Here is a 16,093-nt window from a genome sequence, read left to right as displayed (position 1 = left end):
CACTCGCGCTAATTTAGTTCATCATCACTGAAACACCATGACATCAAGACTTTTCCCTGCATTACTGGTTCTTGCCTTATCGGGTTGTGCTACGACAGATCATGTCGCTCTCCATGAGCAAACACTTGAACAACTAAAATCATCAGAGCTCTCGATTCTTAACAAAATTAGCTATTTAGAGCTACAAATTTCAAACCAAAGCGACTACATTCTTACTTTAGAAGACGAAATTTTGGAACTGCAGTCTGCTTTGGAGCAGAGCCGCTCTGTATTTAACGAACAGTTGGACGATATTTCAGAGAAAAGTGCTCAACCACCGGTTGTTGTAACACAAGTGCCAACACCTGTTAATGAAGTGACTTTAGGCTCAGTGGAACGAATTCAATTCGATGGCATCGATTCAACGTTTGATGCGAGAGTAGATACCGGCGCCGCGACCTCATCGGTCAATGCAGCAGATATTGAGCAGTTTGAACGTAATGGCAAACGCTGGGTACGCTTCCACATCGCTGGTGATGATGGAGAAGTGGTTCAAAATGACAAAGCAGAGCCAACTTGGGTTGAAGCTCCGGTAGTGCGTATGGCCAAAATTCGTCAATCTAGCAATGAAGAAGCGGAGCGTCGTTTCGTCATTGAAATGTGGGTTCGATTGGGTGATATCCATGAGAAAGCACAGTTCACTCTAGCTGACCGCTCACAGATGAGTCACCCCGTTCTACTTGGGCGTGAGTTTATTCGTGACATCGCGGTGGTTGATGTGGGCAAAAAATATATTCATACGGACATTAAACAACTATAACAAGGTAACTTATGACGTCTAAAATTCCATTTTATATATCAGTCGTTGCACTGGTCGTCGCAGGGATCATGCTTAGTGTATTCAGACACCAAACCTACGGTGTTCCATGGACACCAGGCGAAACGCGACAAGTATGGGATATCGAAGCAAGATTAGAGTTCTCAGGTCAAGGTGAGCCAATCAAAGCTTCTTTAGCCGCACCTCACACCCAACCGGGCTACACACTCATCAGTGAGTCTGCCTCTTCTCAAGGCTACGGTGTTGCCTACCTTGAAACGGAAACTGGTCGTCGCGCTGAATGGTCGATTCGTGAGGCCAACGGCCCGCAAACCATTTATTACCGAACCCAATTCCTTGTTGATCCAAACGCTGACGTTGAAGTCATCCCTCCTCAAGGTGAGCGAAACCAGCCAACCTTTAGCGGCCCTGTCGAAGCTGCTGCTATCGCATTGATCGACCGCTCTGAAAAACGCTCTGCGGATGACATCACCTTCACGCGTGAGCTGATCAAAACATTGAACGATGGCGATAGCCAAAATGCCGCATTAATTCTAAATGAGCTCCCGAAGGTAGAAGCAGTAGACAAGATTCTTGCCTATGCGGGTGTACCAAGCAAAATTGCTGGCGTGATTGAGCTTGAAGATGGCCGCCGTCGCCAAAGCATCCAACCAATGAACCAAGTGTGGGATGGTAAAGCTTGGCAACTGTTCAACCCAGAGTCAGGCGCTCAAGGTGTTGGTCCAAACATTCTTATCTGGGATGAATCTAACGTTTCATTACTAGACTTGATTGGCGGTAGTAACAGTCAAGTGCTGTTCTCAATGATCGCTCAAGAAGTCTCAGCAAAAACAGCAACCAACAACAAAGTGGATGCTGACGGCCTACTCAACATGTCCATTCACAGTCTGCCTCTTGAGGAACAAGCGATGTTTAAAACCATCATGCTGATCCCAATTGGTGCACTCATTGTTGTGTTCTTACGTGTGATTATTGGCCTGAAAACGTCTGGTACCTTTATGCCAGTTCTAATAGCGGTTGCTTTTGTTCAAACTCAGCTTGTCACAGGTATTATTGGCTTCCTGCTGATTGTCGGTACGGGTCTGATTATTCGAAGCTACCTATCAAGGCTCAACTTGCTTCTTGTGGCTCGAATATCTGCGGTGATTATTACGGTAATTATGATCATCTCAGTATTTACAGTGGTGGCTTACCGCATTGGCCTAACTGAAGGTCTCTCAATTACCTTCTTCCCTATGATCATCCTATCTTGGACAATCGAACGTATGTCGATCCTTTGGGAAGAGGAAGGTCCGAAGGAAGTACTAATGCAAGGTGGTGGTTCATTACTGACTGCTGTGCTTGTTTATCTGGCAATGACGAACAGCTATGTACAGCACCTAACCTTTAACTTCATTGGTCTACAGCTGATTGTATTGGGCGGTATTCTGCTGCTTGGTACATACACTGGCTACCGTCTAACAGAGCTACGTCGCTTCAAACCACTTGCGGAGGACTAAACGATGTTTTCACGTTTAACCTCACCAGGTAAGCTTCGTGCCAAGGGTATCATGGGCATGAACCAGCGTAACCACAGTTACATTGGCCGCTACAATGATCGCTCAAAATACCCTTTGGTGGACGATAAGCTCAAAACCAAAATTATTGCAGAAGCCGCTGGTTGTACTGTGCCAGCTCTGATTGGCACGATTTCGACTCAGGCAGACGTTAAATCTATCCACAAGATGGTAAAAAACTGGCCAGGGTTTGTAATCAAACCAGCGCAAGGTAGTGGTGGTAAAGGCATTTTGGTTGTGATTTCACACAAAGATGGCGTTTACACCAAACCTTCTGGCTCAACCATCAATGAAGAAGATGTCGAGCGCCACATTAGCAATACATTGGCGGGTCTGTTCTCTTTAGGTGGTAAAAATGACGTTGCCGTGGTTGAAAACCTCATCAAGTTTGATGATTGCTTCGAAGGTTACAGTGTCGAAGGGGTACCTGACGTACGTATTATCGTGTTTAAAGGCTACCCAGTGATGGCAATGATGCGCTGTTCAACTACCGCCTCTGATGGCAAAGCTAACTTGCACCAAGGTGCTGTCGGCATCGGTATCGATATCGCCACTGGACGAGCAGTTCGAGCGGTTCAGTTTGACCAACCGGTCACTCATCACCCCGATACGGGCCAAGAGCTGGGGCAACTGCAAGTTCCTCACTGGGATCGCTTACTTGAACTGGCAGCAAGTGCTTGGGAAATGACAGGGCTTGGCTATATGGGCACTGATATGGTTCTAGATAAAGAAGAAGGCCCAATGGTACTTGAGCTAAACGCTCGTCCGGGCCTCGCTATCCAAATTGCCAATGGTTCTGGATTACTGCCTCGCCTACAACACATCGAAAATCTGGGTACTCCTGCTGAGTATCCTAAACCGGCTGAGCGTGTTGCCTACGCTGCCAAGCAGTTTGGTATTTTTAGTAAATAGCAAAAATCACCCATAAACAAAAATGCCGCTCCTGCAAAAAGAGCGGCATTTTTTTATCGCTAAGGGAATGAGTTAAGGGTACTCCTCTTCATACTCATCTTTTCTTACGATGTAGTGCTCAGGCTTCAAACCGATAAGCTGAGGCAGTGTCACCCCCACCGATATTGATGACCAAGTACCACTCACGATACCGAAGCACAGGGCTATCGCAAATCCTTGCAAAGGCGCGCCCCCTAGCAACCACAAACACGCTACAGTCGCGAATGTCGTTCCTGATGTAATCACTGTTCTTGAGAAGGTCGCCATCACTGCCGAATCAATCAGCTTACCAGTATTGCCGTTCGGGTTACCTTTAAACAACTCCCTTACGCGGTCTGCAATAATGATTGAGTCATTAAGTGAGTAACCCAGCACAGCCAAAACAGCCGCCAATACAGTAAGGTTAAACTCTAAACCCGTAAGAGAGAACAGGCCAAGCACCAACACAATATCGTAAACAAGTGCGCTCAAAGCGCCCAGAGCCAAACGCCACTCAAAGCGCCAACTCAAGTAAAGCATGGTGAGAATGATACAACTCAACACAGCTAGGCCGCCTTTTTCCACCATATCCTGACCCACTTGTGGGCCAACGATGCTGCTATTGAGCACTTTGACATTAGTGTGCAGGGACGACAGGATCTCTCCTATCGATTGCATTTCACCTTCCGGCTGGCTGTAGCGAACAGACCATCGGCCACTCTCGCCAGATTGTGTGAGTTGGACCTCTTGCCCAAGCACTTGATCAAACGTCTGTTTAATCTCATCTGCCGTTAATGCGTGCTCTACTTGGAACTCGCTCACCACACCGCCAGTGAAGTCTAGTCCCCAATTAAAGCCTTTAAATACGATAGTGACGAGGGCACCTAGCACCAAAGCCAAAGAGATCACTGACATGCCAAAACGAATCTTGCTCAAATTAATCAATCGTTTCATTGTTACACCCTCACATCTCGGCGTTGATCACGCCCCCAAATCGTATTGATCAAGATTCTTGAAGCAAAAATACCAGTAAACATACTGGTCAATAGACCTAAGGCAAGTGTCAACGCAAACCCCTGAACAGGCCCATTACCGATAGCGTAAAGTGCTATCGCGACAATCATGGTGGTTAAGTTGGCATCAAAGACAGACGAGAATGCACTCTGGAAACCTCTATCAATTGAAGCTGCAAAGGTGCGCCCCTCACCCATTTTATCCTTAATACGCTCGAAGATAAGTACATTGGTATCTACTGCCATACCTACAGTTAGAACCAGCCCTGCTATACCAGGTAGCGTTAGCACCGCACCGGGCAACAAAGCAATGAGTCCAAACAACATCACCATATTCGTCAGCAATGCCGCGTTTGCCACCCAACCAAGACGACGATACCAAAGTGCGATGAAGGTAAACGTAATCCCCAAACCTAACGCTAGTGCAGCAAAGCCATTCTTCACGTTCTCAGCACCAAGAGAAGGGCCAATTGTACGCTCTTCAACAATGGTCACAGGCGCAGTCAGCGAGCCAGCACGCAAAAGAAGAGCCAGCTCTTGAGCATCATTCATCGTGCCAATACCCGTGATTCTGAAGCGGTTACCTAGCTGTGATTGAATCGTCGCCACACTGATCACTTCGCTATTTTTCTCACTCGAACCATCTTGAGCACGACTGTATTCGCTATACACCGTCGCCATAGGGTTACCGATGTTCTGACGGGAGAAGTTCGCCATTTTTCGACCGCCTAGTCCATCTAAACTGATATTCACTTCAGCGTCACCAAACTCACCCACGCCAGCGCGTGCATCAACAATATGCTCACCACCCAATACAGCACGGCGTGATACGCTGACAGGTTGCCCTTGCTGGTCGTCAATCACTAAAGAGTCACGATTGACGGTATTTGGCACCGAGTGAAATGCCAGTGATGCCGTAGCACCAATCACATCCTTCGCCGCTGCAGGGTCTTGGACGCCCGGCAACTCAATACGAATACGATTCTCTCCTTGGCGTTGCACAGACGCTTCGGTAATCCCTAGCTCGGTGAGTCGGCTACGCATTATTTGTAGGTTCTGCATTACCGTTAAGCGTCGCAGCTCATTTTGCTCTTCTGTTGATAACGACAGTTGAAATTGTCTATCTGAGCCAGTCAATTGCCAATTTGGAAAGCGCTCTCTTGCTAAACGTCGCAATTCACTCGCGTCAGCATCGCTTCGAAGCGTAATTTGCGCACTATCTCCTACCACTCGACCACGAGCGCGAGACAGTTCTGATGTGAGATCGTCAATCACCATTTGACGATGTGCCTGATACACAGGCTCCATATCGACGTCTAACAGGAACTGTACGCCGCCACGCAGATCCAATCCCAATTTAACAGGATTAAAACCGAGGTTAAGTAACCATTGAGGGGCAGCTGGTTCCGATGCAAGGGCAATCGTTGCCCCTTCCGGTAGAGTGTCTGCTAACTCTGCTTGTGCCAAAGCCTGCTGTTCTGGGTTTTCTAACGTAACAACCACACGATTATCTTGCTGGGTAATCTGTTTAGTGTCGATGTTGTGAGAGGCGAGTACGTTGGCAACTTGGGTTGCATCGAGCGTAGCATCGCCTCTTGTAGAGACATGTAATGCCGCATTTTCACCATACCATGATGGCAATGCGCTCAACGCCATTAAAAGCACACACAAGGCAAGCGTAAAGTAGTGCCAGTACCGATTGCGGTTAATGACGTGTTTGGTCTGTTTGTTTCTCATTTATCTAATCTTCTCAATAAGATGAGGGGTAGAGTCAAACCATGACGTACAAGCATAATAAGACACTTCGTAAACGAAGGACGCTAGAAATTCACTGTCAGGGTTTGAATAAGTCAATTACAGCTGGGCTGTAGGTACTGACCTAAACGAGAGAGGATTGAAGGAAACGGTATTGTAGGTTGCTCTCTTTCCAGCCGCCAAGTCGGAGGTTTTGGTCAGAGGCAGAAAACTCCCAGCTTGGAGCGAAGTGCGGGTCAAAGTCAGCTAATCGCGCGAACGCGAGCGGATCGGGAGATTGAAATGAGATAACGAGGAAATAGTCGGGTTTTTCGCCCTTGGTGGCAACCTCATCCATGCTTAATACACGGCGAGAGTTGGGTAAACAAGCTTCTGAACCTGCGTCCAAAAACAGATAACCATCTTGTGATTCGCTCTCTGAAGAGACCGCATCGGCTTGGTCGCTGGCGGCGATATCGACTTGCTCGATGCCCAAAGAGACCAATGATTGTGTCGGTGACGCCATAAACTCTAGCTGCAATGAAGCCGCTGAAGCAAAGAAGCTCAGCATCATGGCCAACATGACAAAAAGTCTACGGGCTAATTTAAGCACGACAAATCCGCGTTACAATCAAGAAACGATATTATAAACGCAGTTAATGATTTGGAAAGACAAAATTCAAAATAATAAAAAGGCGCCAACCTTTCGGTTTGACGCCTAATGCATTTGTTCAACGCTTATGCGATTTCGATGATCTGCTCGCGAGCCAAGCGCGCTTTTGGTAGACCGAAGTTATAGTCTTCACCGTCTTTGTGATACCCCATAGACAGTGCAAGTTCACATACGTGTCCATCCAGCTCGTCTTTGAATAGCTCACCAATAAGCTCGCCGTCAACACCTTCCATCGGTGTCGATGCGATGCCTAGACGTGCAAGAACATGCATGATGTTACCCAGTGCTAGGTAAACTTGTGCTTTAGTCCAAGTGCCGTTGTAACCCGACTCGTCAGTGTTCATTTCAGCAAACGCGTACGCGCCCATGAACTGATCGTACATTTCAGCTGGCAGGTGACCAGAGCTGACTTCCGCATCCACACGTTTCGCGAACTTCTCTTTAGTGAAGTTAGGATCGTAAGCAAACAAAATTGTGTGTGATGCTTCTTTTGCGTGTGGTTGGTTGAATTGGTGCTTGTTAGCAAATGAATCATGTAGACGCTGCTTTGCTTCATCACTCTCTACGATAACGAATTTCCAAGGCTGAGAGTTGATAGAAGATGCCGATAGACGCAGCGCTTCTAGAATGACTTCCATATCTTGTGCAGAAATCTTCTTCTCTGCATCGTATTTTTTCGCTGTGTAACGGCTGTGAAGGTCTTTAATAATTTGATGAGACACGTGAATACTCCTAACAGGTAGATCGTGATTCTTAACAAGTGGTGTGCAGTTTACCGAGAATTCAGACTTTGATAAGCCGTCAGTGGATGAAAACACTTTCAATTAATTATTGATAATCATCGGTTCAGCGTCATTAAACTGATAGAAATGAAAAAAGCCACCAGTTTTCACTGGTGACTTAAAAGTTTCGTACAAGTTTTCTTTTACGCTTCGACGGGCGTCTTCACTGGTGCCGGAGTGCGGATTAGGTAATCAAATGCCCCCAAGCTTGCTTTCGCTCCCTCACCCATCGCAATAATGATTTGTTTGTAAGGTACGGTTGTCACGTCACCTGCCGCAAACACGCCACTCATGCTGGTTGCGCCGTGGGCATCAATCTCAATCTCACCGCGTGGTGACAGAGCAACACCTGAATCTTTTAGCCATTCGCTGTTTGGCACTAGACCGATTTGAACAAAAATACCCGCCAGTTCAATCTGCTTCTTCTCACCAGTATTACGATCAATGTATTCAAGACCCGTTACTCGCGTGCCGTCACCGATCACTTCTGTCGTTTGCGCCATCGTGATGATATCGATGTTTGGTGTGCTGTTTGCTTTGTCGATAAGTACTTGGTCAGCTCGCAGTGTGTCAGCAAATTCCAGCACAGTGACATGGTCTACGATACCTGCTAGGTCAATCGCAGCTTCAATGCCAGAGTTACCACCACCAATCACTGCAGTACGCTTGCCTTTGAACAGTGGACCATCACAGTGTGGGCAGTAAGCCACACCCTTATTGCGGTACTCTTGCTCACCTGGAACGTTCATTTCACGCCATCTTGCACCCGTACTGGTGATAACGGTACGAGAACGCAGAACGGCACCACTCTCTAATACAACATGTGTGTAACCATCATCCGTGTCTTTTGCATCAATGATGTTTGCCGCGCGCTGCTCGCTCATGATGTCAACGCCGTACTCTTTCACATGCTCTTCTAGGCTCGCAACCAGCTTTGGACCTGTTGTCGCTTTCACAGAGATAAAGTTCTCAATCGCCATCGTATCCATCACTTGACCACCAAAGCGCTCTGCCACCACACCGGTACGAATACCTTTACGCGCTGCGTAAATCGCTGCAGATGAACCTGAAGGGCCACCGCCTACAACCAGTACATCGAACGGTTCTTTTTCACTGATTTTCTGTGCTTGTTTTTTTGCCGCACCCGTATCCACTTTGTTCAAGATTTCAGCCAGAGACATACGGCCTTGTCCAAATAGCTCACCATTAATGAACACGCTTGGTACTGCCATGATGTCACGCTGTTTCACTTCATCTTGGAAAGCAGCGCCATCAATCATGGTTGCGTTAATCAGTGGATTGATTGCTGACATCATGTTGAATGCCTGAACCACTTCTGGACAGTTCTGGCAAGACAGAGAAATAAAGATCTCAACATTAAGTGGCTTATCTAGCTGCTTGATTTGCTCGATCACTTCCGCTTCAAGCTTGATTGGGTGGCCACCACTATGCAGTAGTGCTAGCACCAGTGAAGTGAACTCATGTCCCATTGGAAGACCAGCGAAACCAATCGCAGTGCCTTTTTCTGCATTGACTACCTGCATAACTGGCTTGCGGTCACTGGCTTGATCGTCGCGTTTCACAATGATCTTATCCGTCAATGAAGCGATGTTTTGCGCCAAACCATCGAGTTTGTTGGCGGTTTCGCTCTCGTCGAGGCTTAGGACAAGCTCTACGTTTGTTTTTAAGTTTTCTAAGTACGCTTTAAGCTGCTGCTTCATTGCTTGATCTAACATGGGGATACCTGCTAACTGTCAATCTTCACTACTGAACTAATTGCATCAGTAAGAATAAAAAAGGAAATGTATAAAAAGGGGTTATCTTATGATGCTTTATATTTGGGAGTGCACACCCCGCCCTTTAGGAGCAAGAAGCGGAGCATGCAAACTGGGTTCTAATCAGAGTTGATTAGATTTTACCTACTAGATCTAGAGAAGGAGCCAGTGTCTCTTCGCCTTCTTTCCACTTAGCTGGGCAAACTTCACCTGGGTTGTTTGCTACGTATTGAGCCGCTTTTACCTTGCGAAGTAGGTCTTCTGCATCACGACCGATACCTTCCGCTGTGATTTCCATCGCTTGGATAGTACCTTCTGGGTCGATTAGGAACGTTGCACGGTCTGCTAGGCCTTGACCTTCACGCATCACGTTGAAGTTGTTTGTGATAGTGCCTGTTTGGTCGCCTACCATGAAGTACTCGATAGTGCCGATTTTTTCAGAAGTATCGTGCCATGCTTTGTGAGAGAAGTGAGTATCTGTTGACACTGAGTAAACTTCTACACCGCGTGATTGAAGCTCTGCGTATTTCTCTTGAAGGTCAACTAGCTCAGTTGGACATACGAAAGTAAAGTCAGCTGGGTAGAAGAAGAATACTGCCCATTTACCTAGAACGTCCTGCTCTGTAATTTCTACGAAGTCGCCGTTTTTGAATGCTGTCGCGTTGAATGGTTTGATTGTAGTGTTGATCATGACTTTGTCTCTCTTTATTTGATTGTTTGACACTTCGCTGTGTCGTTGAGGTAATAATGCCTCTGAGAGAGAAATTTTAGAAATTGTCTGTTTCTATCAAATCAATAGAAGTTTCCTATCGTTCACAATAGGCGATACCTATCAGCCATCATCGACAGAACCTATTAGGTCTGGTTCACAAAAAAGGGCCTCTTTCGAGACCCTATCTGAATGCACTTACAAAGCACTAACGCATCAATCGCCGGCAAACATATAGCCTTCACCATGAACCGTGACAAAGATTTGCGGGTTCTTCGGGTCAAACTCCATCTTCGCACGCATGCGTCGAATCAATACATCAATAGTGCGATCGTTTGGCGCATCAACACGGTGACTAATCATGCTCAGTATGCGGTCACGACTTAACACCTGACGCGGATGTGAAGAGAGTGCAACTAACAATTCGTATTCTGCTTTCGTTAGTTTTACCGGTTCACCGTCACGACTTAGGGCACGACGCTGGATGTCGAAGGTCCATTCGCCAAAGCGAACAAGGTTTGTATCCTCTTCAACCTCCTCTTCTTGGGGCTGAAGTTGTCCTGTTAGAGAGATACGCCAAAGCAGGTTCTTTACTCGAACCAAAAGTTCGCGTAGCTCAAAGGGTTTAGTGACATAATCGTCTGCGCCCATTTCAAGGCCAACAATCTTATCAATGCTATCGGTACGTCCTGTTACCAAAATAATTCCGATGTTTGATTGACCACGAAGTTCTCGCGTCAACATCAAGCCATCTTCTCCTGGCAAGTTAATGTCTAGCATGACCAAATCAACATCATTGCTTTGCAGACACTCTCGCATTTCAGACCCAGAACTCGCTTCACTTACTGTGTAGCCTTCATTTTGAAAATAGCCAACCAGTTTGCTGCGGGTTACTAGATCATCTTCAACAACTAGAACGTGATAGCTCATGTTATTCTCTTTACTCGGAAATTACTCAGTCCCATTCATAATTAGACATATTTACATTCTATTCAACCTGAAGATGCACTTTATTCGAGTTTTCTTGATGAATCACAATTACTCAGTTTTAAAGATTTTACGCCCTGACACTCACAAATACGCAAGCAAGTGCACAACAATCACTCGTTCAAATATATCCGCTTGGATCCTAGACATAATTTCCCACAAACCATCACTTTCATTCACACAAGCCAATAACACTATTCATATTTTCCCTTTATACTCCACCTATCAACTAGATAGCGCTCTCAATACAGCCTTTCTATACTTATGACTTATCCATTTATGATTTGGAGCTTCTCGTGATTGAAGAGATCAAAGCGTTTAATGAAAAACGTGCAGAGATTTATTGGTGGCTGTCGAGCCTATTTGCAAGCGAACTTGATGAGCAAGGTCTAGAGCAATATCAAAGCCCGGAGATCCGCGCATTTATCTCCGGCCTTGGAGAAAATGTTCAATTAGCTAAACCGGTTGAAAAGCTCGTTGATGCACTGAATAGACTACAAGTACGTGAAGATGCCCAACTTGAGCTTTCTGCGGACTTCTGTGAGCTGTTTCTAAAGTCAGACAAAGAAGGCGCTCTTCCCTACGCGTCAATCTACCTTGATAAATCAGGTACTCTTAACGGCAAACCCGCTGAAGAGATGAATGAAGTCCTTGCCAAGCACAATATTCAAGTCACAAAAGGCATGAATGAACCGGCAGACCATATCGCGATTGAGCTCGATTTTCTGGGCAACTTGATCATTCGCTCTAACGAGCTAGAGCAAGAAGCATATATCAATCAAGCACTTGTCGAGCAAGCTAACTTTATTAAACAGCATATTCTCAGCTGGACTCCCCAATTCCATGCACTTTGTCAGAAAAAAGATGACTTTGGCTTCTATTCTGCGGTTAGTGGCCTGTTAGTGGCATTTCTTGAGCTAGACTGTTTATATTTACTGGATGAGCAGTCTTAGATCAAAACGATTAGGATTGCGTCGCAAACGATAGCAGTCTAAAATACTCGGATGTTTTTAAACCGCTTTCAACAAAGCGGTTTTTTATTTGGTTTTTTCCTACAAAAGACTACCGCAACACGGCTCATACTAGGTTTTAGTCACCGCTTGAGCAACGTGCGGTACATAAAAATACGAATCAAGGACCACAACTATGGCCACGATAAAAGATGTTGCGCGTCTTGCCGGTGTCTCAACAACGACTGTCTCGCACGTTATCAACAAAACGCGCTTTGTTGCTGAAACAACTCAAGAAAAAGTAATGAAGGCAGTAAAAGAGCTAAACTATGCACCCAGTGCGGTTGCCCGCAGCCTTAAATGCAACACCACACGCACGATTGGTATGCTCGTTACCCAATCTACCAACCTTTTCTTCTCAGAAGTCATCGATGGTGTTGAGAGCTACTGTTACCGTCAAGGTTACACGCTAATTTTGTGTAACACTGGTGGTATATACGAAAAGCAGCGTGATTACATCCGTATGCTTGCAGAAAAGCGTGTTGACGGCATTTTGGTGATGTGTTCAGACTTAACCGAAGAGCTAAGTGAAATGCTGGACGGCCACCCAGATATTCCTAAAGTAATCATGGACTGGGGCCCAGAGACTTCACAAGCAGATAAGATTATCGACAACTCAGAAGAAGGTGGCTACCTAGCGACGAAATATCTGATCGAAAAAGGTCACGATAAGATTGCCTGTCTAAGTGGTCACTTCGAAAAAGCGGCGTGTAAAGAGCGTATTAACGGCTTCCGCCGCGCGATGAATGAAGCAAAACTTGATGTCGTCGAAGACTGGATCTTGGAAGGTAACTTCGAGTGTGATACTGCTGTATTAGCCGCAGACAAAATTGTTGCCATGGATGAGAAGCCTACCGCTGTCTTCTGTTTCAACGATACTATGGCACTCGGGCTTATGAGCCGCCTGCAAGAAAATGGCATCCGAATTCCAGAAGACATGTCAATCATCGGCTATGACAATATCGAACTTGCCGAATACTTTTCACCACCACTAACGACGGTTCACCAACCGAAACGCCGTGTGGGTAAAAATGCCTTTGAGATCTTACTAGAGCGCATCAAAGACAAAGAGCATGAAAAGCGTGTGTTCGAAATGCATCCAGAAATTGTTGAACGTTTAACCGTACGCGACCTCAACAAGTAAGATACTGATTTCATAAGAAAACTATTAACCCTGGCACTATGCATACGCATGCAAAATGTTAGGGTTATTTTTTTGAATCAACATCACATTATCACCTTTCAAGATGTGATACCTATTCCGCTTTTCTTTATGCTCTTTTGAGAGCCACGCACAGGGCAAACCATTTGAAAAGATGGGACGCAAAGCTTCCGGCCTTAATCAGAATTTTATTCATAACTATGATATTATTCAGGAAAGGTAGCGGGGTTGCCGATGGTAAAATACACGAGCATAACCTTTCCATGACAAAGGGCATGCTGTTTTTTGCTATTCTCTCGGGCCTGAATTTGGTGGCGTGAAATTTCTACACCGAGAATACAAAGCATGGATAAACCAATTTTAAAAGACTCGATGCGCTTATTCGAGCAACTTGGCACTGTCAAGTCACGATCAATGTTTGGTGGCTTTGGCATATTCGTCAATGACACAATGTTTGCATTGGTCGTGAAGAACAAGCTACACGTTCGTAAGTGTGCTGACCTAGAAACTGCGATCTCTCAACACGAACTCGAGCCTTATGTTTATGAGAAGCGGGGCTTTCCTGTCGTCACTAAATACTTCCAGCTACCTGATTCGTGGGTCAATGAGCCTGCGCGCCTTCTATCGGTAGCAACTACCGCTCTCAAAGCGGCTGTTGCTGATAAAGTGAAGCAAGAAACAACGAAGCCTCAACGTTTAAAAGATCTCCCTAACCTTCGTCTTGCAACAGAGAGAATGCTAAAAAAAGCTGGAATCGAGACTGTGACTCAACTAGAAGAAGCGGGAGCGGTGAGAGCTTATCAAGCGATACAAGAGTCGCACACAACACCGGTTAGCCTTGAGCTACTCTATTCACTGGAAGGGGCGATTCGCGGCACACACTGGACTGTGATCCCCCAACCTCAACGTGAAGATCTCGCTAGCCAGATTAATTAAGCTCCACAAACCTTCAAACACCAAAGTCAGCACTATTTGCTGGCTTTGTTCGTTTTGATTGAAAGAAAAATACCTCCTATCCTGTCTGTATACTCACCTGAATCATTAGCTTAAATTGGCGACAGGAGTCTGCACGATGAGCAAGTTTTTAAATCCAAAAGTAATTATTGGTATCGTTTTGGTTACCACCATCATCATTTTAGCCACTCAGTTTGGGCAGTACTTAACGTTAGAAAACGCCAAAGTCCAGCAAGCGGCGCTAAGAGATTACATTGATCAAAACTTCATCACCGCTGCAACAATCTACTTCTTTGCCTATGTAGGCATCACGGCATTCTCAGTACCGGGGGCAGCCGTCGTTACTCTTCTTGGCGCCGCTCTATTCGGTTTCTGGACCAGTTTAGTCTTAGTCTCTTTCGCTAGTACCATTGGTGCTACTCTGGCCTTTTTAAGTAGTCGATTCCTCTTCAGAGATTGGGTACAGGGTAAGTTTGGCGATAAGCTCAGTGTCATTAATCAGGGCGTCGAAAAAGATGGTGCGTTGTACCTAATATCACTACGTTTAATTCCAGTTTTTCCTTTCTTCTTGATTAACTTACTCATGGGATTGACACCCATTTCAATTGGTCGTTTCTACCTATTTAGCCAATTGGGTATGCTACCGGGAACAGCGGTCTACCTCAATGCGGGTACCCAACTTGCGCAAATAGACTCACTATCAGGTATCGTCTCCCCTTCTGTGCTTGTCTCATTTGCTTTACTGGGTCTATTCCCTGTCATTATGAAATGGGTGATGAACTTACTTGAGCGAAAACGCAATATCCCTGCCAGTAAATAAAGGAAGATAGATGAAAATCTATTTTGCTAAACATCCCACGGAAGCCCATATTGTTGCTCAAATGCTCCAGCAACAAGGTTTTCAATGTGAGGTGCGTGGAGATACGTTGTTTAGTTTACAGGGAGAATTGCCCTTCAATGAGGAGACGTTTCCTCACGTGTGGCTATTTGATAACGCGCTAGCCCCTCAAGCACAGGCTCACATTAAAGAATACCTACAGCAAAAAGCGAGTTTAAAAGAGTGGCAGTGTCATGAGTGTCACGAACTCAATGAGGGGCAGTTCGGAGCGTGTTGGCAGTGTGGAGCTGCCGCTCCACATCAAGGCTAGGCTAAAGAGTGGCGCTGAATAAAGCCGATAGAGTGTGTATTAAACTCATCTGGCTTTTCTACGTTGCAAACATGTCCACAGTCTTCAATTTCAAGTAGCTCGCTCTTATCATGGCGGGCCACCATCTCTTTTACTGGTTTGATAAACATGTAGTCGCGATCACCCATCAAATAAAGCGTTGGGATCGGCAGTTCTCTATCGCGGAAGTAGTGCATTAAAGGATTCACATCAGCAGCCAGTTTAAACCACCGTTTGAACTCTTTTTGGCAAAGCTTGTTCGCCTCGCGAATGAAAAGGTGTCGTGATTCTCTCTGGTTACGCTGTGGCATCACGATATAAGCGAAAAGGCTGTACAACCACATATAAGGCACGAAGTTTTTCGACCAGTCCCCAACCTTTACTAACACCTGTGAACGCGCGTTTAAACGCGTTACCGCTCCACCTAGCACCATGCTCCTTACGCGTTGGGTTTCTAACTCTGCCAGCGTGCGAACAATAATGGTTCCTAAAGACATCCCAACAAAATGTGCAGAGGAGATCTTTAAGTGATCGAGCACTTTCACCACATCTTTGGTGACCTCTTTAAAGGTATAGGTATGGCTGATAATGTCTTTTATGAATTGATTCGACTTTCCATGTCCACGAAGGTCAACGAGCAGCAAATTAAAATGCTCTCGATACGACTTGATCTGCTTAAACCAAATCGAAGAGCTACCGCCTGCTCCATGTACAAAGACCACCCACTCTTTGCTGGTCGGGTGTAAAAAGGTCTTATGGAAAAGCAAACTATCTGACATAACTATTAATAAAGAGTTTCTAATGGTGACAGTTTAGCATACCTAA

Annotated in this window: 16 protein-coding genes and 1 riboswitch; of the genes, 8 read left to right on the top strand and 8 right to left on the bottom strand. The window is 45.7% G+C overall.

The window, feature by feature from the left end; genetic code table 11:
• The first annotated feature begins 37 nt into the window (after positions 1–37).
• Genes GT360_RS14720 through GT360_RS14710 form a run of 3 tightly spaced genes read left to right on the top strand, consistent with a single transcriptional unit; the run spans position 38 to position 3,285 of the window.
• Positions 38–799, top strand: a complete 762-nt coding sequence (locus GT360_RS14720) for an ATP-dependent zinc protease family protein (protein ID WP_164649720.1) — start codon at positions 38–40, stop codon at positions 797–799.
• Positions 800–810: 11 nt separating this feature from the next.
• Positions 811–2,316, top strand: a complete 1,506-nt coding sequence (locus tag GT360_RS14715; RefSeq protein WP_164649719.1) for an inactive transglutaminase family protein — start codon at positions 811–813, stop codon at positions 2,314–2,316.
• A gap of 3 nt (positions 2,317–2,319) precedes the next feature.
• Positions 2,320–3,285 (top strand): alpha-L-glutamate ligase-like protein, encoded by a 966-nt coding sequence (locus tag GT360_RS14710; protein ID WP_164649718.1) that lies wholly within the window; start codon positions 2,320–2,322, stop codon positions 3,283–3,285.
• Between the two features lie 72 nt (positions 3,286–3,357).
• On the opposite strand, the gene secF is transcribed toward GT360_RS14710, so the two are convergent.
• The 7 genes from secF to torR form a co-directional block, all read right to left on the bottom strand.
• Positions 3,358–4,257: a protein translocase subunit SecF gene (secF, locus tag GT360_RS14705; RefSeq protein ID WP_164649717.1), complete on the bottom strand. Its 900-nt coding sequence runs from the start codon at positions 4,255–4,257 to the stop codon at positions 3,358–3,360.
• 2 nt (positions 4,258–4,259) lie between these two features.
• On the bottom strand, positions 4,260–6,053 hold the full coding sequence (secD, locus tag GT360_RS14700; RefSeq protein WP_164649716.1) for a protein translocase subunit SecD: 1,794 nt from the start codon (positions 6,051–6,053) through the stop codon (positions 4,260–4,262).
• 142 nt (positions 6,054–6,195) lie between these two features.
• Positions 6,196–6,663, bottom strand: coding sequence for a hypothetical protein (locus tag GT360_RS14695; protein ID WP_164649715.1), 468 nt, complete (start codon positions 6,661–6,663; stop codon positions 6,196–6,198).
• 125 nt (positions 6,664–6,788) lie between these two features.
• Positions 6,789–7,445 (bottom strand): NAD(P)H-dependent oxidoreductase, encoded by a 657-nt coding sequence (locus GT360_RS14690; RefSeq protein WP_164649714.1) that lies wholly within the window; start codon positions 7,443–7,445, stop codon positions 6,789–6,791.
• A gap of 203 nt (positions 7,446–7,648) precedes the next feature.
• A complete protein-coding gene (gene ahpF, locus GT360_RS14685) occupies positions 7,649–9,241 on the bottom strand; it encodes an alkyl hydroperoxide reductase subunit F (RefSeq protein ID WP_164649713.1) in 1,593 nt (530 codons plus the stop codon).
• A gap of 172 nt (positions 9,242–9,413) precedes the next feature.
• Positions 9,414–9,971 carry an alkyl hydroperoxide reductase subunit C gene (gene ahpC, locus GT360_RS14680; RefSeq protein WP_164649712.1) on the bottom strand — a complete coding sequence of 186 codons (558 nt, stop codon included), beginning with the start codon at positions 9,969–9,971 and terminating at the stop codon, positions 9,414–9,416.
• Positions 9,972–10,205: 234 nt separating this feature from the next.
• A complete protein-coding gene (gene torR, locus GT360_RS14675) occupies positions 10,206–10,919 on the bottom strand; it encodes a two-component system response regulator TorR (protein WP_164649711.1) in 714 nt (237 codons plus the stop codon).
• Positions 10,920–11,275: 356 nt separating this feature from the next.
• Here torR and torD point away from each other — a divergent pair, with 356 nt between their 5' ends.
• From torD to GT360_RS14650, 5 genes are all read left to right on the top strand, one after another.
• Positions 11,276–11,929: a molecular chaperone TorD gene (torD, locus tag GT360_RS14670; RefSeq protein WP_164651120.1), complete on the top strand. Its 654-nt coding sequence runs from the start codon at positions 11,276–11,278 to the stop codon at positions 11,927–11,929.
• Positions 11,930–12,122: 193 nt separating this feature from the next.
• Complete coding sequence (gene purR / locus GT360_RS14665; RefSeq protein ID WP_164649710.1) at positions 12,123–13,130, top strand: HTH-type transcriptional repressor PurR; 1,008 nt, start codon at positions 12,123–12,125, stop codon at positions 13,128–13,130.
• A 144-nt stretch (positions 13,131–13,274) separates the two neighbouring features.
• Positions 13,275–13,384, top strand: a riboswitch (cyclic di-GMP riboswitch).
• 109 nt (positions 13,385–13,493) lie between these two features.
• Positions 13,494–14,084 (top strand): TfoX/Sxy family DNA transformation protein, encoded by a 591-nt coding sequence (locus GT360_RS14660; RefSeq protein ID WP_164649709.1) that lies wholly within the window; start codon positions 13,494–13,496, stop codon positions 14,082–14,084.
• A 136-nt stretch (positions 14,085–14,220) separates the two neighbouring features.
• Positions 14,221–14,922 carry a TVP38/TMEM64 family protein gene (locus tag GT360_RS14655; protein WP_164649708.1) on the top strand — a complete coding sequence of 234 codons (702 nt, stop codon included), beginning with the start codon at positions 14,221–14,223 and terminating at the stop codon, positions 14,920–14,922.
• A 10-nt stretch (positions 14,923–14,932) separates the two neighbouring features.
• Positions 14,933–15,250, top strand: coding sequence for a putative signal transducing protein (locus tag GT360_RS14650; protein ID WP_164649707.1), 318 nt, complete (start codon positions 14,933–14,935; stop codon positions 15,248–15,250).
• Here GT360_RS14650 and GT360_RS14645 read toward each other — a convergent pair.
• Positions 15,247–16,047, bottom strand: a complete 801-nt coding sequence (locus tag GT360_RS14645; RefSeq protein ID WP_164649706.1) for an alpha/beta fold hydrolase — start codon at positions 16,045–16,047, stop codon at positions 15,247–15,249. The genes GT360_RS14650 and GT360_RS14645 overlap by 4 nt on opposite strands.
• Between the last annotated feature and the right edge of the window lie 46 nt (positions 16,048–16,093).

Origin of the sequence: Vibrio astriarenae, from assembly GCF_010587385.1 — a bacterium.
In the GTDB taxonomy this organism is placed as follows: domain Bacteria; phylum Pseudomonadota; class Gammaproteobacteria; order Enterobacterales; family Vibrionaceae; genus Vibrio; species Vibrio astriarenae.
Note: the sequence above shows the minus strand (reverse complement) of the source record. Positions and strands in the feature narration are given on the sequence as shown.